The sequence below is a fragment of the Gracilibacillus kekensis genome (genome assembly GCF_900143085.1).
Taxonomy (GTDB): domain Bacteria; phylum Bacillota; class Bacilli; order Bacillales; family Amphibacillaceae; genus Gracilibacillus; species Gracilibacillus kekensis.
This window is the reverse complement of record NZ_FRCZ01000009.1, coordinates 1-25,582: the sequence shown is the minus strand read 5'-3', so window position 1 is coordinate 25,582 and position 25,582 is coordinate 1. Positions and strand designations below refer to the sequence as shown.

Here is a 25,582-nt window from a genome sequence, read left to right as displayed (position 1 = left end):
ATGGACATCGAAAAACGTTTTTATCAAAATCGGGTGGCGCTTAATGTTTTAGCGAGTAGTGTTGAAAATGCCAAGAACGTTTTTGAAGCAGCTGAAGGATATGTTTTGGTCGGAGTACTTTCAAAAGATTATGATACGGTTGAAGATGCAGTTCGCGCAATGAAGGAATATGGAGCAGCTATTGATCAAGCTGTCTCAATTGGTTTAGGTGCAGGTGATAATAGGCAGGCTACTGTAGTGGCTGAAATTGTGAAACATTATTCCGGTAGTCACATTAATCAAGTTTTCACGTCAGTGGGTGCAACACGGGCGAATTTAAGCAAAAATGATAGCTGGATTAACGCTCTTGTTTCTCCAACTGGTAAAGTCGGTTATGTGAACGTTTCAACTGGTCCGATAAGTGCACAATCAGATGAGCAGGCAATGATTCCGGTTAAAGCTGCAATTGCTCTTGTTCGTGATATGGGGGGCAATGCATTGAAATACTTCCCAATGAAAGGTTTACAACATGAAGATGAATTTCGAGCTGTCGCAAAAGCGTGTGGGGAAGAAGGTTTTTCATTAGAACCAACTGGAGGAATTGACCTAGATAACATCTCTAATATTTTAGAAATTGCATTGGAAGCGAAAGTCCCTAAAATTATTCCTCATGTATATTCGTCTATTATTGATAAAGATACAGGCGACACAAATGAGGAATGCGTAAGAAAATTATTAACAATCACAAAGGATTTGGTAGCAAAATATGTCTAAAAAAGTTTTCGCATTTGGGGAAGTGATGATGCGTTTGACTGTCCCAGGTTACGAACTGCTAACACAAGCAAACACATTAAAATACTCCTTCTCAGGCACAGGAGTAAACGTCACTTCTGCCATGACAAAGTTAGGTTATGATGGTTATCTTATTACTAAATTACCTGTTAGTCCAATAGGAGATGCAGCTATTGCTTTCTTGCAACGTTTAGGAATACGGAGAGATTTTATTTCGAATGGTGGTAAATATATCGGGATGTTTTTTCTGGAGAATGGGTTTGCTCATCGTGCAAGTCGTGTTACTTATACGAACCGTTTGGAAAGTAGCTTTAATACATCTAAACTATCAGACTATGCAATAGACGAAATTGCTAAGGAAGCCGATGTGATCCATTTTTGTGGAATTACACTTGCCATGACAGACCAAGTTCGAGACAATATGAAATCACTTGCTATAAAAGTAAAGGAAAAAGGCGGTCTTGTCTGCTTTGATTGTAATTATCGACCTTCTTTATGGGAAAGGGGTTATACACAAGCTAAACCACATTATGAAGAATTACTAGCTTTAGCTGATGTCGTGATGATGAATGAGAAAGATGCCATGTTTACGTTAGGAATGGAGACTGACAAAATATCAAGAGAAGAACAATTAACAGATCTAATTCCAAAGGTAGCAACGGAGTTTAATATTGATACAATCGCAGGAACTCATCGGACAATTAACAGCGATAACACGCATTCGCTTAAAGGTTATGTTTTTAAGAATGATACTCTTATATTCTCGAAAGATAGATCCTTTTCCGTGTATGATCGAATTGGTGCTGGGGATGCTTTTACTAGTGGGATTTTACATGGGGAACTCGCTGGCTTTCCTGAAGAAAAAACAGTTGAGTTTGCCGTCACTGCGGGTATGCTTGCATGTACGATTGTTGGAGATACGCCGATGTCAACAGAAGCAGAAATCTTGTCGACCATGACTGGTGCGATTGATGATATAAAAAGGTAGATAGGGGATTTAACAATGGATATAAAAAGAAATAAGGGGCTTCTTTATTTGCAAATCAAAGAAATATTGAAGGATCGTATTTTAAATGGTGAATACTCACTTAATACGAACATTCCTTCTGAGCCTCAGTTAGAAGCAGAATTCAAGGTAAGTAAAATTACCGTAAGGAATGCCATCAAAGAATTGGTGCAAGAAGGTTATCTAAAAAAAGAAAGTGGAAAAGGGACGATGGTAATTTCTAACGTTTCAGGCTCAAAGCTTTCAAAAGGGAAACGCTTTACCGAGGTGCTGGTAGAAGAAGGACACTATATGAACAAAAAAGTATTAAGCATAAAAAAGGTTGAATTGCCCACTGATTCTCATCTTTATCCTATTTTTGGTAATAACTGCATTAAGGTAGAGCGAGTGTACTATCTAGATGATGAACCGTATATTTATTTCACTCACTTTGTATTGCTTCATTTAAATGATGAAGAGTTAAAGGATGTGCAGATTAATTCATTGTATCGTTATTTGGAGCAGTCCAATATTCGCCTTGAATCATTTCGGGATGAGTTCACTGTAACAATGGTATCTTCTTATATTGGGGAAATATTAAAACTTAAAGAAGGTACTGCGGTGTTAAAAAGAATAAGACGATCCAGAGACGAAAAGGGAAGTATAGTGGAGTATAGTGAAGGCTATTATAATACGGAAAAGCACAACTATATTGTGAATTACAATGACTTTACAACGTAATAAAATTTTAATTATGATATTAATTATTAGGTTAAAAGAAGGAAAGTGGGATAATGATTGGCATATTATAAATGGTTTCAAAGCTTTTGTGCAGGAGGGGAAATGATGAAGAGTTCTATATTAAATCCTTTAATGTTCTCGATTAATCGAAAGTTGAAAAGTAATGTAAGGATAAATTATCCAGTTAATTTTTTTGGTCATCAATTATGTAAGCAGTTACATGAAATGAATGATCAGTAATGTATAAATGGTTTCAGAGGTCTCTACAAAACCAGTTAATTGTGTTTATATTGCTCGCTGTGCTTTTACCTCTATCTATACTAGGAATTTTTTCGTATAGTATGGCGAATCATTTAGCAAAAGAGCGCTCAACGATTTCGGGTCAAAGCTCGCTAAAACAACTAAAAACTTCACTAGAGTTTATTGTTAATGACATTGATAATATGTCCGTGTTCTTAATCGGTAATGAGGATGTACAACAATATTTAAAGTCAAATCATAAGCCAGTCCAACAGCGGTGGAATATTAATGGATTTTTATCAAATCTAACTTTTTCAAAGCCATATATAGCTAATATATTAATTGAACCGCTTAATAATAATCCTAATATCTCCACGATTCCAATATTAACAACCGATCGAGATTTATCTGACTATAATTTGGAACACCATTGGTGGTCATCTCGCTATTCTTCTCGAAACTCTATCGAATCGCAACAAGTTATTTCAATGTTCAGACCAATTAGAAGTACAAAAGACTATAAATTAATTGGTTACCTATCTATATATTTAGATCAACAGGTTATAGAGGAACACTTAGAATCCGTTGATTTTGAGTGGAATGGATCGACCTTATTGATGAATGAAGGGTCTGTAATTGCAAGTAATGATAAACAACTTCCCGGTAGTCAAGATATAGCGGAGTTATACTCATTAGTGGATAGTAATACTAATGAGCAGGCAATCACATATGAATATAACGGAAATGAAAGTACGATTATCACTACAACTCTATCAGGGGTTGGATGGAAACTTATCGGAATTATTCCTTTCAAAGAATTCACAGCCCAAAATAGGTACTTTTTATTGTTAACCTTTATTTCAGTAATTATTGCAGCTTTATTGGTTATAGGACTTGTATTGTTTTTTGTGCGTAAAGTAATAGGTCCACTAAGCTCACTAACGACAGCCATTCAAGCTTCTGATCCTGGCACAGATATTAGGCAGTTGACATCTCATTCGAGTGATGAATTAGGTCAATTAATAATTAGTTATAATAAGCTTAATGAACGGATTCGTTCGTTAATGAATCGTATTCAGAAAAATGAATCACATAAGCGAGAAGTTGATTTACAGGCATTACAAGCACAAATTAATCCGCATTTCTTATATAATACACTCGCATCAATTCATTGGATGGCCTTGGTGAGTCGTGAAGCAAATATATCAAAAATGGTATCTGCTTTAAGTAGCTTTTTACGGTTTAGTTTAAATAAAGGAAATGAATATTGTACAGTGGAACAGGAGCTTTCTCACTTATTTCACTATACACAGATACAAGAGATACGATATCCTGATTCTTTTCATTTGGATGTTCACATCCCCCATGAAGTAAATCAGCTTTATATGTTGAAGTTGACATTACAGCCGCTAATTGAAAATAGTATTATTCATGGACTATTACCCAGTGGCGATCGTCAAGGCGAAATAAAAGTAGTTGCTGAATGGGATAGAACGTTTTTGTATCTAACGGTATCCGATGATGGTGTTGGAATGTCGAGAGAAAAAGCAAAACAATTACAGGAACAATTTTTAGCAGATGAAAAGGGCGAAGTTGTGGTTGGTCCGAATTATGGTCTTCGTAATGTTAATTTACGGCTTTTATTACACTATGGTTCTATTGCGAGACTTCGAATTACTAGTAGTCCCAATAGAGGTACTAGTATTAAGTTTACTATTCCTTTAGAGAGTAGGTGAACCGCCATGAAAGTGTTAATAGTGGATGATGAGGTTATTATTCGTGAAGGGATTTGTAATGTAGTTCCTTGGAGAGATTATGGTTTTGAAATACTAAATCCAGCTTCATCTGCAGAAGAAGCGATGGACGTTATCGATAACATTATGCCGGATATTATTTTAACCGATATTCAGATGAATGGGAAAAATGGTCTAGAATTAGCTTCATATATTTATGAAAAAAAGCTCCCAATAGAAGTTATTGTATTAACTGGTTATGATGAATTTTCATATGCGCAAGAAGCACTTCGTCAAGGGGTTAGTGATTATTTACTCAAAACAAGTTTACCCGAAGATATTTTGAAAGCTGTTGAAAAATCAAGGGAAAAGGTATTATACGCGAAAGATCAATTTCAAATAAATCAAAATGAAAAACAAAGAATTATAACACACTCTATGACGAACTTTATCAAAGGTATAGGTACAGAGGAAGCAATGGATAGTATTAAAGAGCTTATTCCTGAATTAAAAGACTCAATGATTCAAATACTCGTGTTAGATACACAGTTAAAATCGGTTCACTTAGCAGAACACGAGCAATTGTGGAATAAATATTTGTATGGTAAATGGGTGTCTCTAAATGAAAAAACAGTTATTATTGTGAAAAGAGATCCTTGTTTAGATGATGATTATTTATTACAAATGGCTTCTAGTAAAGTCTATCAATCCCTATGTGAACCACTTTTTGTCGGTACAATTGTTTCACATTTAACCGATTTGTCTTTATCATATGAAAAAGCAGTCTCTCTCATTTTATATAAATGGCTTCTAACTGACTGTAAAATGATTGGAGAAAATCATATTAAGCATCGAATTGGCCTTTCAAATTCTGAATTCTTAAAAGAGTATGAAGAAAAACTATTCAGTTATCTTAATAAAAATAATGCAAAGGGGCTAAGAAACTGGTTGGTTCAGGTAATAGAAAGACAAGTAACCCATCCACAAGCAACACCGGAATCGATTCATTTGAATGTGCAGTCCTTATTTATACATATGATTCACTTTGTAAATAAGGTGGCTCTTTCTGTAGGAAAAAAAACAATGAATTATCATTCATTTCCAACTATTTCCAACTGGCTGCCAACACCGAAGGAATCAGTAATTCCTGCGTTTATGGAGGTGATGGGTGATTATCAACGTATTGTGGATAGAGAGGTTAACTTTGTGCATATTGCCATTCATTATATGGAAAATAACTTAGGTAAAACATTAACTTTATTGGAGGTAGCAGAACACGTTCACGTGCATCCGAATTATCTAAGTGAAATGCTTCGTAAAGAAACTGGGAAATCCTATGTTGAGTTCCTTACTGCTCTTCGAATAGAGAAAGCAAAACAACTTCTTAGATATACTCCCGCCAAAGTAAAAGATATTTCAAGTGAAGTAGGTTATTCAGATTGGAAGTATTTCACTTCGCAATTTAAGAAATATATAAGATTGACACCAACTCAATACCGAGATAGACAGGAAGAAGATGCTTGATTTAGGCATCTTCTTTTGGTGCGTCCGTCATGGGATAAAACTAGGTAATATATGTACACTAAATGCTTGCACGAAGCTTTATAAACGAATGTCTCCTGTGGTTATATCATGAAATTCCATAGCATAAGATCTTATTTCCGAGAGATGCATTTTAGTTACTACATAAGCAGCAAAGAATCTTTACCCCTAGTTGGATAAAAATCACATCTCAAATAAAGTATGTGTATTAATATGCAAAAGAAGTAGTTCTAATTTTTGTCTACCCTAAGTCTTTGATTTACCCCCTTAAATAAATAAAGCGCTAACAATATAATTGGGTTATCAAATCTAAGGAGGATTTTAAATGAAGAAAACGATTTTTTTGATTGGTATTTTATTGTTACTTTTACTAGCTGCATGTGGTGATGATCAGAACGAGCAAGCAAATGGTGACTCGGATAACTCTGATGGCTCTGATAATGGAGAAGAAAAGACGACGATTAGTTTTTGGCACAATTTTGCTGGGGATGACCTTCGTGCGAGAACGATACGTGATCGGATAGACCAGTTTAATGAAGACAATCCTAATATTACAGTAGAAGCGGAGGCAATTCCAGTAGATGGTTACCGTCAGCGAATTAGCACTGTAGCAGCTGCTCAGGAACTTCCAGACGTATTTTTTACTTATTCGGGTAGTTTTACGGATCAGTTCTATGAAGGTAATCTTATTCAGCCAATCACTCCACTAATTGACGAAAATCCAGACTGGGCTGATTCGTTTTTATCGTCAGCATTAGATATTTATGAATATGGGGATGAAGAAGATATTTATTCTGTACCAGTTGCGATGTCATCAACATCATACTTGTTTTATAACAAGGAATTATTTGAAGAAAACAATGTACAAGTACCAGAAACATGGGATGAGTTAATGGATGCTATAGATGTATTTAATGAACAAGGTATCACTCCGTTAGCAATGGGTAATCAAGCACCATGGGTAGCACAATCTACGACATTTGGAGCAATTGCCGACCGAGTAACGGGTACGGATTGGTTTATGGATGCTGTCGAACAAAACGGTGCATTTTTTACAGATCCGGTTTTCATTGATGCATTAGGATATTTCAAAGAACTGGTAGATGCAAATGCCTATCAAGAAGGTGCAAATAGTATTGACAATACGCAAGCAGAGCAATATTTCGCTCAAGGAAAAGCAGCGATGATGATAAATGGCTCTTGGACAATCAGTAGTTTGGCTTCATCTAGTTCTGAGGAAGTATTAGAAAATATCGGTGTAGCACTAGTTCCCAGCATTCCAGAAGGCGAAGGTCGGGAAAATACAATTACAGGTGGTCCTGGTGGTGGCTTTGTACTTAATAAAAATGCTGAAGGTGATGTGAAGGAAGCGGGACTAGAGCTCATTTACTATTTGAGTAACGATGAAGCACAAAAGGAAATTGCTGAAAGTAATTCAATGGTTATGTACGATGTGGACATTGATGAAGATAAAGTATCTCCACTTTATTATAATGCATTTAATCTAGTACGTGGTGCAGAATTTGCCCCAGTATATGACTTGTATTTATCAGCAGCAGCCGGAGAGGCAATAAATAATGGATTGCAAGAAATCATGTTAGGCGGGGATTTAGAGCCAGTAGCAGAGAATTTACAACAAGCACAGGCTCAATCTGTTGAAGAAGATGATGACGAATAATTAATAAGGTGCCTCAGTGGTCTTGGATTTGAAAAGACGATCTATATTCGACGCATAAATTTAAAAAGAGATAGCTTTTTATATTCATGGTATACATTCAAAGAAACAACTAAGAACGAGCTATCTGATATTTCCTTTACCACTGGGGATTATAGTCATTAATGATAGTTGTTTTTATTTTATGCACAGTTAATAGCATGTTTTGGGCTTGTAAAGAAAAAAAGGGGGATAGGATACTATGCAGAACATTTTAAGAGTAAAATACTTGTTGGCGTTGACTTTACTACCAACTCTTTTACTTTATACATTTATCGTAATAGTACCAATTATTTGGTCTTCTTACTATGGTTTTTTTAAATGGTCTGGTATGAATGAACCTAGTTTCATAGGTTGGTCTAACTATATGGAAGTAGTGAATGATCCGATTTTTTGGCGAGCATTGAAAAACAACTTGATTATTGTGGCTGCTTCTGTTTTTGGGCAGGTTCCTATCGCTTTAATACTTGCCCTAATGCTTCGGAAAACGTCACTATTCCAAAAGTTTGTTCGTTCAGCTGTATTTTTACCTATGGTTATTTCTACTGTTGTAGTAGGTCTGATTTGGGGGTACATTTATAACCCTGAGTTCGGAATAGTGAATGCATTTTTAGAAACAGTGGGGCTAGAAACATGGACACGCGCATGGCTGTCAGATAGAAGTGTGAATATGTATGCAGTTGCAATCCCGATTATATGGAATTATATTGGACCGTATCTTATTATTTTTATAGCGGCTATTCAGAATGTACCTAATGAAATTGAGGACGCTGCAAAAATTGATGGCGCAAATGGATTGAAAAAATTGATTTATGTGACACTGCCCATGATGTGGACGACAATTAAGGTTGCAGTGGTTTTATGCATCTCGGGTAGTCTGAAAGCATTTGATCAGGTATTTGTAATGACGGGTGGTGGACCAGCACAGTCCACAGAACTATTAGCAACGTATATGTATAATAATACATTTGTGATTTATCGATATGGATTTGGTTCCGCTATATCGACGATGATAGTAATTGTTAGCTTAGTTTTGATTCTTTTCAGTCAAGTAATTATGAAAAGAAAAGATGAAGGAGGGATTGGCATATAATGGAACAACATATAGTGTCAAAAAAACATGCTTCTTCTCATACAGTCTTAAGAATCAAAAATATGGTATTTAAATTTTTAAAAACGGTATTTTTACTAGTGTTTTCCTTATTAATGATTTATCCACTTTATTGGTTAGCAATCAGTTCATTTAAAACAACCGAAGAATTCTTTCGCTTTCCTTATTCGCTACCAAATGAGTGGACGTTTGATAATTTTACTAGAGCATGGGAATTAGCAGATATGGGAACGGCTATGATAAACTCTACAATTGTGACAGTAGTAGGTACGGCTCTAACGGTGTTTTTAGGAGCGCTGACAGCATATGTACTTTCGCGATTTACATTTCGGTTAAAGGGTTTAGTCATGTTGTTATTTGTGATTGGAATGCTCATTCCAATTCATAGTACTCTTGTTCCGTTGTTTTCAATAATGAATGAGGTGGGAATGTTGAATACATATTTGGCATTAATACTGCCCTATACAGCATTTGAACTACCAATTTCAGTGTTTTTAATAACCGCTTATATGTCTTCGATTCCAAAAGAAATAGATGAAGCCGCTGTAATAGATGGATCAGGCTATTGGGGGGTTTTCTTCCGAATGATGCTTCCAATGTCAGTTCCAGCTATGTCAACGGTAGCTATTCTTGCTTTTCTACGTTACTGGAATGAATATGTATTTGCGCTTGTATTTATTAATGACACTTCTTTAAAAACTCTTCCACTTAGCTTATCTATTTTTTCGGATGGATATAGTACAGATTATGCATTAACGATGGCTGCAATGGCAATTGCTGTTATACCAACTATCGTCATGTATGTATTCTTCCAAGAGCAAATAATGAAAGGGATGGTAGCAGGTTCCGTCAAAGGATGATTAGTAAGAATTAAAGTTAATAGATTAACTTAAAAGTTACTAAAGATGAATTAATGAGGAGGGTATGTATGAAACTAAAAGTAGGAGTTATAGGTGTAGGTTCCATTTCGCAAGAGCATCTTTCTGCTTATACTAAACTTACAGATGTGGAAATTTATGCAATATGTGATCAAAATATAGAACGTGCAAAGCAAGTAGCCGACGTGTATAGTGTTTCAAATGTTTATGAAAACTATGAAGAGATGTTACGGTTAGAAAAATTAGACGCAGTGAGTATTTGTACATGGAATTATACCCATTCAGACATTGCCATAACTGCGCTACGGGCTCAAAAACATGTTTTGATAGAAAAACCACTAGCTATTAGTGTGGAGGAAGCTGAACGAATTCAAGAAGTATCTGAGTTAGAAGGTAAAATAGTACAAGTAGGAGTTGTTAGACGTTTTGATCCGAATGCAAAAATGATGAAACAATTTGTGGACGGCGGTACGTTCGGTGATTTTTATTATGCCAAAGCCTCTTTTTTACGTCGAGCTGGTAATCCTGGGGGCTGGTTTGCTGATAAAGATAAATCTGGAGGTGGCCCATTAATTGATCTAGGAGTACATGTAATAGATTTATGTTGGTACTTAATGGGTAAACCCAAACCAGTTTCGATTAGTGCTAATACGTACCATTATCTTGGGAATCGGTCAAACGTTAAATACGTATCATTTTATAAAGCAGCGGATTATGATCCAAGTTTAAATAGTGTTGAGGACTTAGCAAATGCTATCATTCGTTTTGAGAATGGAGCATCATTAATGGTGGATGTTAGTTATACACTACATACTTCGAATGATGAAATGGTTGTAAAACTTTATGGTACTAAAGGCGGGTTAGAGATAGAACCTGAATTGAAATTTATGACAGAACAGTATGATACGATGCTTAATATTTATCCACAAACTGACACATCGGATTTAGATGTTGAACAGGCATTTGCAGAGGAAATTAAACATTTTGTTCATTGCTGTCAAAAAGGACAAAAACCGATTAGTTCAGTTGAAGATGGTGTACAAATGATGAGAATACTGAATGGAATTTATGAATCTGCTGAGAAGCGTCGGGAAATAACCTTATATTAGGTGTATGGAGGGATTCAGTTATGGATATTGGGGTAAGCTCTTACAGTCTATTAAAAGCTTTGAAGTCTAACGAATTAACTGTTGACGGCATGTTTGAGTGGATCAAAGAAAATGAAGGCACACATGTAGAAATTGTACCACATGGATTCGAGGTTAGTTTAGATACCGCTTCTGAGATTTACCAACAGGCACAGAAAGCTGGTTTGGAAATATCTAATTACGCGATTGGTGCCAATTTTGCGGTAGAAGATGAAGACCAATATCGAACAGAAATCGAAAGAGTGAAGAAGCATGTAGATATTGCCAATGCGCTGGGAGCAAAGCATATGCGTCATGATGCAGCTTCAAGAACAGGTGGCACAATTACAACGTTTATTAATGACCTGGATCGCATTGCAGATGCATGTCGAGAAATTACGGAGTATGCAACAACTTATGGCATCGTAACATCTATTGAGAATCATGGATTGTATTTGCAAGGTAGTGATCGAGTGATTGCTTTAATAGATCGTGTGAACCATCCTAATTTCCGTTTAACTTTAGACGTTGGTAATTTTGTTTGTGCGGATGAAGATACTTATATAGCTGTAAAGAAATGCTTGCCGTATGCATCTATGGTACACATTAAAGATTTCTATGTTCGAGAGGAAGCCGATAAGCTCCAAGACGGATGGATTCAAACATCTGGTGGTAAGAGAATAAGAGGCTCTATTATTGGTCAGGGTGATTTGCCAATAAAGAAAATTCTTCACAATATATTAGAAAGTAACTATGACAGTTGGCTATCGATTGAGTTCGAAGGAATGGAAAATAGTCAATATGGTACGGCAGTAGGGCTTCAATATGTAGATGCAATTATAAACAAGGAGGTTCGATAAAGTGCATAATCCAATCGGTGTAATCACAGATGGATTCCAACAAGGACTATGGAATGGATTGAATTTAGCTGGAGAGCTGAAAGTTGAGAATGTCCAAATATATGCTGTTTCTGGTGAAATGGATCCAGATATTATAACCACTGATACGAAAAAAAGGTTAAAGGAATCCTTGGATAAGAATAACTTAACTATCTCTGCATTATGTGGAGACTTAGAAGGTCATGGATTCCAAGATCGAACTGTAAATAGAGAAAAAATTGACAAATCTAAACGAATTTTAGAGCTTGCTGTTGAACTTGGTACACCAATAGTTACGACACATATTGGTATTGTTCCGCAACAAGATAATGATGTATATCAAGCGATGCTTGAAGCATGCGACGAACTTGGAAAATTTGCGACCTCTTTAGATGCGCATTTTGCAGTTGAAACTGGGCCTGAGCCTGCTGCTCATCTTAAAACTTTTTTGGATCAACTCTCCACGAATGGTGTATCTGTCAACTTTGACCCTGGGAATATGGTAATGGTAACAGGTGATTACCCTGTTCAAGGTGTTTATACGCTCAAAGATTATATAGTGCATACGCATGTTAAGGATGGTAAAAAGCTTGGTGATGTTGATCCTCGTGATGTATATGGTGCACTTGGGTACAAACCGATGTGTCATGATTTCATCGCAGAAATGGTGGAAAGTGGAACGGGATTCAGAGAGACAGCACTAGGTAAAGGCTCCGTACCGTTCGATCAATATTTTCAATCACTTATGGATATTGGATATAATGGTGCTTTGATCGTAGAACGCGAAGCTGGAACGAATGCTTATGAAAATATAAAGCAGGCAGTACAATATTTGCAAAATCGACGATCAAAATAACGCACATAATAAAGTGATGGTGAATTATAATGGACACAATATTTCAACAATATGCTAGAGTTGTACAGCTTATTTTTTTGTATGCATATGCGCAAGTGCTATGGGTTCTTTTTACATTAGCAGGACTCATAATCTTTGGTATTTTCCCAGCTACTTATGCGTTATTTTTGGTTATCAATCAGCATGATACTTCAACATCGGCCATCTTTCACGCATATAAGCAAGCATACCGTGACGTGTTTATTCCCATGAACCGAGCGGCTTTGATGTGGATCATAATGCTTATTCTACTTAGCACTAACCTTTTCATATTACCTGATACACAAGAATTGATTAAGGTTGGAGCTGCATCGATGATAGTTTTATTAATGTTGTGTATTATACATTTTATTTACTATTTTAAGTTAGAAGTACCAACTTTAACACAAATTAAACAATCTTTTTCACATGCCTGTCTAAATCCCAAAAAAAATGTAGGTTATCTATGCATCTTTCTCTTGATAGGGGTTAGTTTTATGATTATCCCTGGAATCACAAGCTTTTTTTGTGTTAGTGTTGCTGCCAAATCAGTTACATTCATTGCACAAAAATAAGCAGAGTATATTCCAGCTAAGACTTCAGGAAAAACAGTTTTTACATTAGGGCAGGATCGTCGAAAAGCTGGAGAACTAATTGATAGTGAAAAAACTGGAAAAGAACTTACGATTGTTTAAGGTTACAAATTAATGAAGGTGAAAAAGGAATTTTTAATGTACATGTACATAAGGGAATCACTTTAATTCGAGTACTAATTTTTCCGCAAGTTGATGAGTTTTTAAATCCTTGTCATATACTAGTGGATCGATATTCTCTTCTTTAACTGCATCAAGAAACGCTTTAATAATATTGTGAAAACCTCTTTTGTGAAGCGTCGATTCCCAATTATCTTGACCATATTTTAATGTATTATTTTTGCTTTCACATGTCATCTCACTAACATTTGCTACTCTAAGAATTTCCCTTTCGGTAAAAACTTCCACACTTTCATTAGTAGTTCCAGCTTCTCTGTTCATCACACCTATAGCGGTTCCTTCTTTAGCTTCTAAATGCAATACAATATGCTCTAATTTCATATTAGTATGTTTACCTCGAATGTGAACATGCTCAAGCGTGTAGGGAAATAGGTGTAATAAAGTATCGATCACGTGTATAAAATCATCAAAAATAAAACGTCGAGCATCGGTAGCCAAATTCGCTCTGTTTTTTTGCATAATGACCATGTTAGGTTGCTCTATATCTTTTAATTTTTGATAGGTGGGAGCGTATCTCCTATTAAAGCCGACCATTAGAACTAGATTTTTTTCCCGTGCTTTATTAATAAGGTTCTCTGTGGAAAATCCATCATAGGTAACAGGTTTATCTACATAAATGTGAATACCTGCTTCAAGTAATTCATTTACAATCGACTCATGTGAAGAGGTACTAGAATGGACAAATGCTGCCTTAATATTACTATGAATTAATTCTTGGGTGCTTTGGTACGTATTAATATGTGGATGGGTACTTTTTAATACTTTTAACACATTGCTGTTTCGTGTACAAACATGTAGTTCGACATCTTTTATTTGTGTAAGTATCGGTAGATAAGCTTTTTTTGCAATATCACCAATTCCAATCATACCAATTTTCATGACATCCCCTCACCTTATCATTTTGGAAAATTTTTTTTGGTTGATAAAGAAAGTGTGGAAGGTATATAACTTCCACACTGTTTTAACGATTTGTTGCGAATTCAATGGCCTTTTTAACGTGACCATTTGCTTTTGATAAGTACTTTCTAGCATCTGTAATATCGCAGTTAGCTTTTGCTATTATTAAGGAGAGCTTAATATCATTATTTGTTTCCGTCATTAATTGCTGTACTTCTGCTTCTGAATGATTTGTTAATTGAATAAGCATTGTTTCAGCACGTTCAACTAATTTTTTATTGATAAGCTGTACATCCACCATCTCATTTTGGTACACTTTTCCAAGTTTGATCATAGAACCGGTCGAAATCATATTAAGTACCATTTTTTGAGCTGTACCAGCCTTTAATCGGGTGGAACCTCTAATGATTTCAGGGCCAACTATCAATTCGATGCCCACATTACTTAACCTAGTTGATATCGTTTGATGGTTGCAACTTATTGAAATAGAAGATGCGCTTACTTCTTGTACGTATTCTAAGGCTGCAACAGAATACGGAGTAGAACCACTCGCGCTTATAGCAATTAGAACATCATGATGATTGAAATGATATTTTTCTAACTCTTTAATAGCATCTGAGGAACTATCTTCATGTTGTTCTAAAGGCTCCCACATTGCATTTTTTCCACCAGCTACAAGAGCAATCCAGCGTTCAGGTTCAATCGAAAAGGTTGGCCCTAACTCCACTGCATCTAGCACTCCAATACGTCCACTCGTACCAGCACCGACAACAAATACTCTACCACCTTGTTGCCATTTATCAACAATTAAATCTATCGAATCGGCGATATAAGGTAGTGCATTTTTTATGCCTGATTGGATTTCGTGATCCTGCTCTGCCATCAAATGTACCATTTCCAGTGCATTCATTTCATCTATTTTTAAAGTGTTTTTGTTAGTCTCTTCAGTAATTTTTCTATCCATCGTAATTATCAACTCTTTCTTAACGTTCTAGGTCAAGCATAAATTTATACCGATCAGCTCGATAAGAGGACTTGACAACCTCAAAAGGTGAACCATTTTCTAATTTAGTTAGTCGCTTCATAAACAAAACAGGTGAGTTTTCAGGGATTTCAAGAAATTCGATCTCTTCTTGATTAGCAATTGTTGCTTCAAATATTTGAGTAGCCCTACCTAATTTTAAACCAAGACCAGATTCAATATAGTGATATAAAGAAGATTTTACAATATCATCTGTTACGCCTTTTATAAGGTTGGCGGAAATGTAAGTTCTCTCAAATGCCATTGGTATCCCTTCTGCTAACCGAACTCGTTTAATTTCATATACAGGCGTGTGTTCAGGAATATTGAGTTGTTCAGCTAAACTTAATTTAGCAGGAATAATTTCAAAATTAATTAGTTTATTACTTGGCTCCATCCCACGAGATTTCATATCTTCGGTAAAACTTGTTAGACCATTAAGACTTTGTTCAAATTTCTTTTCAGTAATAAAGGTACCTTTACCTTTAATGCGATGAAGATAGCGATCATTTACAAGATTGGTTATTGCTTGTCGGACTGTCATTCTACTAATATTCAACTGTTCTGCATATTCTCTTTCAGAAGGTAATAAATCGCCAGGTAACAATTCACCATTTTCAATTCTCGCTTTTATCTGTTCTTCTAGTTGATGGTAAATGGGAATGGGTGATTGTTTATCAATCATTTTGCTTTCTCCTTTCCAATAGATCATGGTGTTTCTTTCTAATTATTTTACATTGATAAATTACTTCGATTGTTTATGAAATCTTATTACTTATTATAGCATCTTCAGTAGCAATAACTGTTAAATTATTATGTTCATTTAAGATGGAGGCTGGGAAAGAAGGGTCTATTTCCCCGTGTAAAAGCTTAGTTAATGCATTGTATTTTTCTTTTCCCGTTACTAACAATAATATTTCCTTACTTTCCATAATAGTGCTTATGCCCATTGTAATAGCTTTTTTAGGCACCTCTTGCATGGTATCAAAAAAGCGAGCATTTGCGTTGATAGTTGATTCAGCTAATTTCACAATGTGAGTGCGTTGCTCAAAAGAAGTGCCTGGTTCATTAAAACCAATATGCCCATTGTGCCCTAATCCTAATATTTGAAGATCAATCCCTCCATGCTTTTTAATGAGATCTTCGTACGCTATACATTCTTCCGCCAGGTTGTCAGATTGTCCATTGGGGATAAAAGTTTGCTCGTTTGGAATATTAATTTTACTAAAGAGGTGTTTTTGCATGTAAAAATGATAACTATTAGGATCCGTTTCCGGTAAACCGATATACTCATCTAAATTAAAAGTGGTAATTTGTTGATAAGATGTCTCGTTTTGTTGATAATCTTTTGCTAAATTTTCATAGGTTTGTATGGGGGTACCTCCTGTTGCTAATCCTAATGTTAATGCTGGATTTGCATGGACTCTCTTATTGATAAATCTTGCAGCTTCTTTACTCATCTCTTGGTAATTTTTAGTTCGAATAAGTTTCATTTGAATGTTTCCTTTCGTATACAATTTCCCCTCGACAAATAGTAAGAAGGATGTCATTATTTTCATCTAATAAGACAATATCTGCATCTTTCCCGATCCCTATGGCACCTTTTCGATTGTCTACTCCTAATTCTTTTGCGGCATTGGAAGATCCCATCATAATTGCATCTTCTAAAGAACACTCACTAAACTCCATCATATTTTTTAAAGCATTTCCTAATTTAAGTGTGCTTCCAGCAAGTGTGCCGTCTTGTAGTGTTGCTTTTTGATTATTGACAAATACTTTTTGGCCACCTAAATCATACTCACCATCTTGTAAACATTTTGCTCTCATTGCATCGGTAATTAATAGTAAATTATCTTTTCCTTTTAAATGATAAGCTGTTTTTACAGCATCTGGTGCAGAATGAATACCGTCAGCTATCAATTCAACGATTAGTTTATTTTGTGTCCAAGCAGATCCGACAACACCAGGTTCACGATGGTGAAAGCCGCGCATTTGGTTGTATAAGTGTGTAATATGTGACAAGCCATGGTCAATAGCAATCGAAATATCTTCAGCAGTAGCATCTGTATGACCAGCAGACGCAATAATTCCTTTTGTGGCTAAATGTTTAGTGAGTTCCAAACCACCTTCTACTTCTGGTGCGAGTGTGACCAATTTGATATAATTTTTAGCTAGCTTATTCCATTTTTCGAAAAGTTTAATATTAGGTGCTTTAATATGCTCTTCTGGTTGTGCTCCCTTTCGCTCTTTATTAATAAATGGCCCTTCTAAGTGAATACCCAAAATTTCTGCTTCATTATAGGGTTGTTTATCTTTATATGATGCGATATTTTGAAGGGCTTTACCAATGCTTTCTTCACTTTGGGTCATAGTGGTCGCTAAGAAAGATGTGGTTCCTTCTTGAGGTAATGTTTTAGACATAGTATGCAATGCTTCCTCTGTACCATCCATAACATCTGCCCCATTTGCTCCATGAATATGAACATCAATTAATCCTGGTATAGCTTTCGCTTCAATATGTTGGAATTCGATGATATGATCCTCATCATTATTTTCGAGATTCTCCATTGTGTTGATGTCTTCGATCTGTTGATTTTTGATTTTAATAAATCCGTTATCTATATGATTATCTTTAGCATAGATCTGAATATTTTTGATTAAAATCGATTGTTTATCCAACTGTAATCACACCTTCTTATAATATCGATAGAAATAGAATAACACTTATATATATGGTTGTCTATACCTTTAAAACCAATTGGGATAGACTTGATTGATAAATCGATTTTTATTGAAATAGCGCATATATATTATAATAAATGGAGTATAATGCATTTATTTAATGAGCTATTTCTTTATTTCTAATATTGTTGATCAGTATAGACAACCGAACCTGTTTGTGTTAATATATAAAAAAGATTTAATAATTAGACAAAAAAATATAGACTCTCATGTTACTAATAAGATTAGGCATGGAGAAATGAGAAGGTGCCTAGAACCTTGTTCATTCTCCATGTCTTTTTTAATGCAAAATGTAAAGAAAGGAAAATGTTTATGTTTAAAAAATTTCTTAAAAAGCAAAATAAAGTGGAACTAGTAGCTCCACTTTCTGGACGATTAATATTACTTGAGAACGTTTCTGACCCTGTATTTAGTCAAAAAATGATGGGGGAGGGGATTGCGATTATTCCTGAAGACGGAAAAATTTTAGCGCCAATTGGAGGAACTATTGTACAAATTCCAGCTAGTAAGCATGCGATAGGATTACAGACTTCCGAAGGTATAGAAATTCTTATTCATGTTGGATTAGAGACGGTTGCCCTAAAAGGACAAGGTTTTCAACCTATAGTAAAAGAAGGCGATCAAGTCAATATAGGTGATCCTTTAATGGACGTGGATTTAGATTACATCAAGAATAATGCAGATGATATTGTAACTCCAATGGTGATTACAAACAGTAACAATAGTGATAAAACGTATGACATTGCGGAAGAAAAGGCATGTGTGGCAGGAGAGTCAATAGTTATTACTATAACATGATTAGTACTTTCTACCAATAGAATAATCAGAAAGGAGATGATAGAAGTGAAATTAAAAAAAATCTTTAATAATAATGCTGTACTAGTTCTTGATCAAGATAAAGAAAAGGTTGCTATTGGAAACGGAATTGCCTTCGGAAAACGAAAAAATGACTTGATCAATACTAACAAAATAGAAAAGTTATTCGTAATGAAAGAAAATATAAAGCTTCAACAGCTCCTTAGTCGAATACCGGAAGAACATTTTTTAATTTCAGAAGAAATCATTTCCTACGCTGAACATTATTTGGGAACGAAGTTAAGCGAACATATTCATATTGTTTTAAGCGATCATGTCTCATTTGCGATAGAGCGAATTCAAGAGGGAATACATTTACCTAATAAATTGCTAAATGAAATAAAAATTTTGTATAGAAATGAGTATGACATTGGTGTATGGGCAGTACAACATATAAGGGAAGAATATAATATTGATGTTCCAATAGATGAAGCTGCTCATATTGCGCTACATATTCACACGATGAAACTTCAAGGAGGTGATTATCGCCAAACAATCAGACATACAGCTATTGTAAGAGAAATGATGCTGTTTTTGTTAGAAGAAATGAATATGAACATTAAGGAGGACGATATTTCTTATCAAAGATTGGTGACTCATTTGCATTTTACTTTATCTCGTGTCAACCAATATGAATTGCATGAAATGGATGAAGAAATGTTTAGGGTGATTAAAAACAAATTTTCAACTTCTTACAATTTGACATTAAAAGTAACAGAAGGCATAACAAGTAAATATGGTATTCAATTTCCACCATCTGAACTAGGATATATCACACTTCACATTGAAAGATTAAAAAAGTGTTAATTAGTACTCTATAGGCAAGGTGAATTTAGATCATAGCTTTTACCTATGATGACATGAAATTATTATTATCTTTTGTTCAATAGTCTGATTTCTTTTGAAAATCGCAATTTTTTAACACAATAAATATTGTCTGTAAGAATAATGAAATAATAAAAACTATTATAAATACTTTAAGGAGGACGTTATAATGATAATGAAATACCTTCAAAATATCGGTAGATCATTAATGTTACCGGTTGCAGTTCTGCCGGCAGCAGCAATATTAATGGGTCTTGGTTACTGGATGGATCCGAGTGGCTGGGGGGAAGCGAATGTAGTTGCAGCTTTTCTAATAAAAGCTGGTGAATCAATTGTATCTGGTCAAAGTATGTCTATTCTGTTTGCAGTAGGTGTTGCATTTGGAATGTCGAAAGATAAAGATGGGTCGGCCGCCTTAAGTGGTCTTGTTGCTTATCTCGTTATTACTACCTTATTGTCTACAGGTTCAGTATCTCTACTACAAGGAGTAGAGGAAGGTAGTGTGAATGCTGCATTTGGAAGTATTGAAAATCAATTTGTAGGGATCATTTCAGGAATTATAGCTTCAGTTATGTATAATCGATTTAGTCATGTAAAGTTACCAGATGCATTGGCATTTTTTAGTGGTAAACGTCTTGTGCCGATCATGACAGCTGTAGCCAGTTTGGTGATCTCAGCTATTTTATTTTTTGTCTGGCCCTTCATCTACTCAGGATTAGTTAACTTTGGTAAAGCAATTATTGATTTAGATGCAGTTGGTGCTGGTTTATATGGCTTCTTTAATAGATTATTAATTCCTACAGGCTTACATCACGCATTAAACTCTGTATTCTGGTTTGATGTGGCAGGAATTAATGATATTGCGAATTTCTGGTCTGGTGAAGGTGAGAAAGGTTTAACTGGTATGTATCAAGCAGGTTTCTTCCCTGTGATGATGTTTGGATTACCAGCAGCAGCATTAGCGATGTACCATACAGCGAAAACGAAGAAAAAGAAAACAGCTGCATCACTTTTAATGGCTGCAGCATTCGCTTCCTTCTTTACTGGTGTAACAGAACCATTAGAATTCTCTTTCATGTTTTTAGCGCCAGCCTTATACGTTGTACACGCAGCATTAACAGGTTTATCATTAGCTGTGGCGGCAATGTTTGATTGGACAGCAGGATTTGGTTTTAGTGCCGGTTTCGTTGACTTTGTTTTAAGCTCACGACTACCTTTAGCAAATATGCCATATATGTTATTGGTCCAAGGTGTTGTTGTCGCAGTGATTTATTATGTATTATTCCGCTTCTTAATAGTGAAATTTAATTTAAAGACACCTGGTCGTGAAGACGATACGGAAGAAGGAATAGTGACATCAAGTACTTCTGCGGATGATGACATTTCGGTGATGGCTAAAGAGATTTATGCAGGCTTAGGTGGGGATCAAAACGTAATCACGGTTGACAATTGTGTGACGCGTTTACGTTTAGATGTGGAAGATATTGATGCAGTCGATCAACAGCGCATTAAAAATACAGGTGTTCCAGGAATAAAAGTAGTTGGAAAAAATAGTATACAAGTTATTATAGGTACACAGGTGCAATTTGTTGCGGATGAAATAAAAAAAATAAGAGCTAAATAATATATCAAGATGAGGTTGTCTGGGAAAGTTACGTAAATGTAACTTTCATTAGATAGCCTTTTTTATTTGCAGAGAAACTTCACCAAAAAGCATAAGGATTTAATATAGCACCTTTATGGAAGTTTTAATCTTTTTTTATAAATGAGTTGAAACTATCTAAATATTTTAAAGTGCGGACAGTTTGTAATCAATATTTTAAAAGTGACCCATCTGCAGCTCGCTAGTAGTGGGTAGGTACAAATCACCTCTATGCAGACCTATTTGATAGTCAATTTAATAAAACGGAAAAATTTATTTCTTGATAAACATTTCTTAATGAAAAAGTTGGTTTCTGCTGCAAGTACATTCCAGATCTTTTGATATAATTCGTATATTTTGGACCGATATTAAAGTATTCTGAATTTTAACATATATTTAGAATAAAATTGAACCAGTTCGTCTACACATAGAAGTATGTGGGTGTTTTGCGATAGTAGAAAAAAATTTGCCGAATTACTATTAAAATACTTGCAAAAAAATTCAGATTTCATTATTATAAGAATTGTGTTAGCACTCATTGATGAAGAGTGCTAACAATCAAAAAATAATGAATGAGAAATTCAAGGAGGTAACGAAAGAGATGCTAAAACCATTAGGTGATCGTGTCATTATTGAGCTTGTAGAGCAAGAAGAAAAAACAGCGAGTGGAATTGTTCTTCCAGATTCTGCGAAGGAAAAACCACAAGAGGGTAAAGTTGTAGCTGTTGGTTCTGGACGTGTAACAGACAACGGAGAAAAAATTGCACTAGAGGTAGAAGAAGGAAACATTATCATTTACTCAAAATTTGCTGGTACAGAAGTTAAATACGATGGAAAAGAATACTTAATTCTTCGTGAAAGTGACATTCTTGCAGTAGTAAGCTAAGCAAAACGAAGAAATGAACGATAGATAACATATTTTTTGATAATTTTAAGGAGGTTTTTTAACAATGGCTAAAGAACTAAAATTTAGTGAAGACGCACGCCGCGCAATGCTTCGCGGGGTAGATACTCTTGCAAATGCAGTAAAAGTAACATTAGGGCCAAAAGGTCGTAACGTTGTATTAGATAAAAAATATGGTTCACCACTAATCACAAACGATGGTGTAACAATCGCTAAAGAAATTGAATTAGAAGACAAATTCGAAAACATGGGTGCACAACTAGTATCTGAAGTAGCATCTCAAACAAATGATGTAGCGGGTGACGGTACAACTACAGCAACGGTTCTTGCTCAAGCAATGATTCAAGAAGGTCTTAAAAACGTTGCATCTGGTGCAAATCCAGTTGGCGTACGTCGTGGAATCGAAAAAGCAGTAGAAATTGCTACAGAAGAACTTCGTAAAGTTTCTAAACCAATCGAAGGAAAAGATTCGATTGCACAAGTAGCTTCCATTTCTTCAGGAGATAAAGAAGTTGGTCAATTAATCGCTGAGGCTATGGAACGTGTTGGTAACGATGGTGTTATCACAATCGAAGAATCTAAAGGATTCAACACGGAATTAGAAGTTGTAGAAGGTATGCAATTTGATCGTGGATATGCTTCTCCATACATGGTAACAGACCAGGACAAAATGGAAGCAGAACTTGAAGATCCATACATTCTAATTACAGATAAGAAAATCAACAATATCCAAGAAGTATTACCAGTTCTTGAGCAAGTGGTACAACAAGGTAAACCACTTCTATTAATCGCAGAAGATGTAGAAGGTGAAGCACTTGCTACACTTGTAGTAAACAAATTACGTGGAACATTTAATGCAGTAGCTGTTAAAGCACCTGGATTCGGTGACCGTCGTAAAGCGATGCTAGAAGATATTGCAACATTAACAGGTGCAGAAGTAATCACAGAAGATCTCGGATTAGAGCTTAAAAACACTAGCATTGAGCAACTAGGTCGTGCTTCTAAGATCGTTGTAACAAAAGAAGACACTACAATCGTTGAAGGATCTGGTAATCCAGAACAAATTTCTTCTCGTGTAGCTCAAATCCGTGCACAAGCAGAAGAAACAACTTCTGAATTCGATAAAGAAAAATTACAAGAACGCCTTGCTAAGTTAGCTGGTGGTGTAGCAGTAGTCAAAGTTGGTGCTGCAACTGAAACAGAATTAAAAGAACGCAAATTACGTATTGAGGATGCATTAAACTCAACTCGTGCAGCAGTTCAAGAAGGAATTGTTTCTGGTGGTGGTACTGCACTACTAAACGTATACAAACAAGTACAAGGCTTAAACCTTGAAGATGACGAAGCAACTGGTGTAAACATTGTTCTTCGTGCACTAGAAGAGCCTGTACGTCAAATCGCAGCTAACGCTGGTCTTGAAGGTTCTATCATTGTAGAACGTCTAAAAGGTGAAAAAGTAGGTATTGGTTTCAACGCAGCAACTGGCGAATGGGTAAACATGATCGATGCAGGTATTGTAGACCCAACAAAAGTTACTCGTTCTGCACTACAAAACGCAGCATCTGTAGCGGCAATGTTCTTAACTACGGAAGCTGTTGTAGCTGATCTACCAGAAGAAGGTGGAGCTGCTCCTGAAATGAGTGGAATGGGCGGCGGAATGCCTGGAATGGGCGGCATGATGTAATATCGCCCCCAAACCCTTGATATGAGTGGTTTTTTGAGTAACGTGAGAGTCAAATGCAAACATTTTGCTAACATAGTGTAATAAAAAGTAATAGCACCTGTCTTTATGACAGGTGCTATTACTTTTGTAAACTCCGCATTAATAGACCAAATTTCTGGGAAGCGTCTTTTTTTAATTCTTTGGTAACGTGTAAATATATGTTTCTAGTCGTATGATCGTCAGTGTGCCCCAAACGGTCCATGATCTGCTCTAAGCTAACTTTTGCTTCTGCAAGTAAAGAAGTGTGTGTATGTCGTAAAGAGTGTGGAGTTAAATTTTCATTTGAGCCAGCAAGCTTCAATAATCTTTTCCTACGTAATTGTACTTTTTTGATATAAATTGGATAGCCAGGATGATAGTTATTAGAAGCAAAGATAAACCCTTTTCGTGATAAGAGTCGCGGTATCTCATTTTAATGTTATTTTGTACTGTTTTATGTTTCTTAAGTTCATCGAGGACATCGTTATCAACAATAATTTTACGATACGATTTTTTGTTTTTGGTGAGACTAGTTGATATTTTTTTATATTGCTTTTAGGATTATATATTGCACCACTTATTATGGGGTTGGAATTTGGCTTTAGCAAAGAGGTTTACCTCTACACGTTAAAGGTTATTCCATTTATGTGGATTATCGTGGTAATATTGGTGACACAGGTAGCGGAGCCTATTACAAACAGTTTGCTAAAGAAATTCGTTGGAGAAACAGATGGATTTTATGCGAGAATATTATTTCATATTCTGTTCAGTGTAACAATCCTTTAAATATTACTCATGGTGATTGGTTCCAGGGTAGGTACCAGAGAAGTAAGCCTAGAAACGATCCAGAATTTCTTTTACAGCTGGCCGAGAAACTTTTGTATTGCATTTTGGATAGAGTTATTAATCGCACAGCCTGCTGCAAGGTTTGCCATGAAAAGGTTACATGTTAGTTAGGCGCGTAATTCCTGAGTGTGCCTAGTATTTACATTTCATAAAAGTATAAACACATTGTCGATCGATTTTCAAAAACCGGTCGGCTGATATTTTATTAGATGAATTTCCCGTTTATATTGAAAAATGGGAACGAGCAATATGAGTAATAACAATGATGAGCCAGATAAACCGTTTAACGACGCCATTGATCATCAACCGAAAATCGAAGGATCTCCGGCTTATAAAGGTGGACGTCTCCCTTGACCTATCAGAATTATCGGTTACTTTATTGCAGGTGTCATTATTTCCATGATATTATTTAGTATTATTGCGAATGTTTTTTTAAATGACGAATTGTAATATTAAGTGCAACACCTAAAAATGTGGCTAAAATAAAACAGCCCATAACGACTTCGTGTAAAATGTAAGTAACCACACAAACACATACACGGAGGTCTGTTATGAGCTACAGTCATCTTACCACATTTGAACGAGCACGTATAGAAACGCTATATGAACAAGGTAAACCTATTCGTACCATCGCTGAAAAACTTCAGCGTTCGCCGTCTACCATTTCAAGAGAGTTAAAGCGTAATTCACAAAAAGCATCCTATAAATCTGAATATGCTCAAGAGAAATATAACGAACGTCGGTTAAATTGCGGCCGTGTCGGAAAATGGTCCACAGAACT

Annotated in this window: 26 protein-coding genes; 20 read left to right on the top strand and 6 right to left on the bottom strand. The window is 35.6% G+C overall.

Going from position 1 to position 25,582, the window contains the following annotated elements:
- The 13 genes from dagF to BUC25_RS17270 all read left to right on the top strand — a co-directional run bounded on the left by dagF (position 1) and on the right by BUC25_RS17270 (position 13,169).
- Complete coding sequence (dagF, locus tag BUC25_RS17325) at positions 1–753, top strand: 2-dehydro-3-deoxy-phosphogluconate aldolase (RefSeq protein ID WP_073203136.1); 753 nt, start codon at positions 1–3, stop codon at positions 751–753.
- Complete coding sequence (locus BUC25_RS17320) at positions 746–1,759, top strand: sugar kinase (RefSeq protein WP_073203135.1); 1,014 nt, start codon at positions 746–748, stop codon at positions 1,757–1,759. Before dagF ends, BUC25_RS17320 begins: the two co-directional genes overlap by 8 nt.
- Before the next feature lie 15 nt (positions 1,760–1,774).
- Positions 1,775–2,497: a GntR family transcriptional regulator gene (locus BUC25_RS17315; protein ID WP_073203134.1), complete on the top strand. Its 723-nt coding sequence runs from the start codon at positions 1,775–1,777 to the stop codon at positions 2,495–2,497.
- A gap of 105 nt (positions 2,498–2,602) precedes the next feature.
- Positions 2,603–2,737 carry a hypothetical protein gene (locus BUC25_RS19735; RefSeq protein WP_280174069.1) on the top strand — a complete coding sequence of 45 codons (135 nt, stop codon included), beginning with the start codon at positions 2,603–2,605 and terminating at the stop codon, positions 2,735–2,737.
- On the top strand, positions 2,737–4,473 hold the full coding sequence (locus BUC25_RS17310) for a sensor histidine kinase (RefSeq protein WP_073203133.1): 1,737 nt from the start codon (positions 2,737–2,739) through the stop codon (positions 4,471–4,473). Before BUC25_RS19735 ends, BUC25_RS17310 begins: the two co-directional genes overlap by 1 nt.
- Before the next feature lie 6 nt (positions 4,474–4,479).
- Positions 4,480–5,994 carry a response regulator transcription factor gene (locus tag BUC25_RS17305; protein WP_073203132.1) on the top strand — a complete coding sequence of 505 codons (1,515 nt, stop codon included), beginning with the start codon at positions 4,480–4,482 and terminating at the stop codon, positions 5,992–5,994.
- A gap of 343 nt (positions 5,995–6,337) precedes the next feature.
- Positions 6,338–7,690 (top strand): extracellular solute-binding protein, encoded by a 1,353-nt coding sequence (locus BUC25_RS17300; protein ID WP_073203131.1) that lies wholly within the window; start codon positions 6,338–6,340, stop codon positions 7,688–7,690.
- A 238-nt stretch (positions 7,691–7,928) separates the two neighbouring features.
- Positions 7,929–8,819 carry a carbohydrate ABC transporter permease gene (locus BUC25_RS17295; protein WP_073203130.1) on the top strand — a complete coding sequence of 297 codons (891 nt, stop codon included), beginning with the start codon at positions 7,929–7,931 and terminating at the stop codon, positions 8,817–8,819.
- 62 nt (positions 8,820–8,881) lie between these two features.
- Positions 8,882–9,697: a carbohydrate ABC transporter permease gene (locus BUC25_RS17290; protein WP_244535211.1), complete on the top strand. Its 816-nt coding sequence runs from the start codon at positions 8,882–8,884 to the stop codon at positions 9,695–9,697.
- Positions 9,698–9,765: 68 nt separating this feature from the next.
- Positions 9,766–10,824, top strand: coding sequence for a Gfo/Idh/MocA family protein (locus tag BUC25_RS17285; protein WP_073203128.1), 1,059 nt, complete (start codon positions 9,766–9,768; stop codon positions 10,822–10,824).
- A 20-nt stretch (positions 10,825–10,844) separates the two neighbouring features.
- On the top strand, positions 10,845–11,702 hold the full coding sequence (locus BUC25_RS17280) for a sugar phosphate isomerase/epimerase family protein (RefSeq protein ID WP_073203127.1): 858 nt from the start codon (positions 10,845–10,847) through the stop codon (positions 11,700–11,702).
- 1 nt (position 11,703) lies between these two features.
- Complete coding sequence (locus BUC25_RS17275; protein WP_073203126.1) at positions 11,704–12,576, top strand: sugar phosphate isomerase/epimerase family protein; 873 nt, start codon at positions 11,704–11,706, stop codon at positions 12,574–12,576.
- 29 nt (positions 12,577–12,605) lie between these two features.
- Positions 12,606–13,169 carry a DUF624 domain-containing protein gene (locus BUC25_RS17270; RefSeq protein WP_073203125.1) on the top strand — a complete coding sequence of 188 codons (564 nt, stop codon included), beginning with the start codon at positions 12,606–12,608 and terminating at the stop codon, positions 13,167–13,169.
- 177 nt (positions 13,170–13,346) lie between these two features.
- On the opposite strand, the gene BUC25_RS17265 is transcribed toward BUC25_RS17270, so the two are convergent.
- The 5 genes from BUC25_RS17265 to nagA all read right to left on the bottom strand — a co-directional run bounded on the left by BUC25_RS17265 (position 13,347) and on the right by nagA (position 17,964).
- Positions 13,347–14,246 carry a Gfo/Idh/MocA family protein gene (locus BUC25_RS17265; protein ID WP_073203124.1) on the bottom strand — a complete coding sequence of 300 codons (900 nt, stop codon included), beginning with the start codon at positions 14,244–14,246 and terminating at the stop codon, positions 13,347–13,349.
- Between the two features lie 82 nt (positions 14,247–14,328).
- Complete coding sequence (gene murQ / locus BUC25_RS17260) at positions 14,329–15,240, bottom strand: N-acetylmuramic acid 6-phosphate etherase (protein ID WP_280174068.1); 912 nt, start codon at positions 15,238–15,240, stop codon at positions 14,329–14,331.
- 7 nt (positions 15,241–15,247) lie between these two features.
- On the bottom strand, positions 15,248–15,970 hold the full coding sequence (locus BUC25_RS17255) for a GntR family transcriptional regulator (protein ID WP_073203123.1): 723 nt from the start codon (positions 15,968–15,970) through the stop codon (positions 15,248–15,250).
- A 73-nt stretch (positions 15,971–16,043) separates the two neighbouring features.
- Entirely contained in the window at positions 16,044–16,778 is a 735-nt protein-coding gene (gene nagB, locus BUC25_RS17250) for a glucosamine-6-phosphate deaminase (RefSeq protein WP_073203122.1), read from the bottom strand.
- Positions 16,759–17,964 carry an N-acetylglucosamine-6-phosphate deacetylase gene (gene nagA, locus BUC25_RS17245; RefSeq protein WP_073203121.1) on the bottom strand — a complete coding sequence of 402 codons (1,206 nt, stop codon included), beginning with the start codon at positions 17,962–17,964 and terminating at the stop codon, positions 16,759–16,761. Before nagA ends, nagB begins: the two co-directional genes overlap by 20 nt.
- Positions 17,965–18,339: 375 nt before the next feature.
- Here nagA and BUC25_RS17240 point away from each other — a divergent pair, with 375 nt between their 5' ends.
- The 5 genes from BUC25_RS17240 to groL all read left to right on the top strand — a co-directional run bounded on the left by BUC25_RS17240 (position 18,340) and on the right by groL (position 23,937).
- Complete coding sequence (locus BUC25_RS17240; RefSeq protein WP_073203199.1) at positions 18,340–18,825, top strand: PTS sugar transporter subunit IIA; 486 nt, start codon at positions 18,340–18,342, stop codon at positions 18,823–18,825.
- Positions 18,826–18,861: 36 nt separating this feature from the next.
- Positions 18,862–19,689: a PRD domain-containing protein gene (locus BUC25_RS17235; RefSeq protein WP_073203120.1), complete on the top strand. Its 828-nt coding sequence runs from the start codon at positions 18,862–18,864 to the stop codon at positions 19,687–19,689.
- Positions 19,690–19,879: 190 nt separating this feature from the next.
- Positions 19,880–21,331: an N-acetylglucosamine-specific PTS transporter subunit IIBC gene (nagE, locus tag BUC25_RS17230; RefSeq protein ID WP_073203198.1), complete on the top strand. Its 1,452-nt coding sequence runs from the start codon at positions 19,880–19,882 to the stop codon at positions 21,329–21,331.
- A 619-nt stretch (positions 21,332–21,950) separates the two neighbouring features.
- Positions 21,951–22,235 (top strand): co-chaperone GroES, encoded by a 285-nt coding sequence (groES, locus tag BUC25_RS17225; RefSeq protein ID WP_058306250.1) that lies wholly within the window; start codon positions 21,951–21,953, stop codon positions 22,233–22,235.
- 64 nt (positions 22,236–22,299) lie between these two features.
- Complete coding sequence (groL, locus tag BUC25_RS17220) at positions 22,300–23,937, top strand: chaperonin GroEL (RefSeq protein ID WP_073203119.1); 1,638 nt, start codon at positions 22,300–22,302, stop codon at positions 23,935–23,937.
- 118 nt (positions 23,938–24,055) lie between these two features.
- Here the strand turns inward: groL and BUC25_RS19635 are convergent, their stop codons facing one another.
- Positions 24,056–24,310 carry a tyrosine-type recombinase/integrase gene (locus BUC25_RS19635; protein ID WP_244535210.1) on the bottom strand — a complete coding sequence of 85 codons (255 nt, stop codon included), beginning with the start codon at positions 24,308–24,310 and terminating at the stop codon, positions 24,056–24,058.
- Between the two features lie 440 nt (positions 24,311–24,750).
- Between BUC25_RS19635 and BUC25_RS19920 the strand changes: the two genes are divergently transcribed.
- Both BUC25_RS19920 and BUC25_RS17200 read left to right on the top strand, forming a co-directional pair.
- Positions 24,751–24,912: a DUF2798 domain-containing protein gene (locus tag BUC25_RS19920; protein ID WP_483188993.1), complete on the top strand. Its 162-nt coding sequence runs from the start codon at positions 24,751–24,753 to the stop codon at positions 24,910–24,912.
- Between the two features lie 440 nt (positions 24,913–25,352).
- Positions 25,353–25,582 (top strand): helix-turn-helix domain-containing protein (locus tag BUC25_RS17200; protein WP_139251858.1); only part of this gene is annotated, 230 nt, incomplete at its 3' end.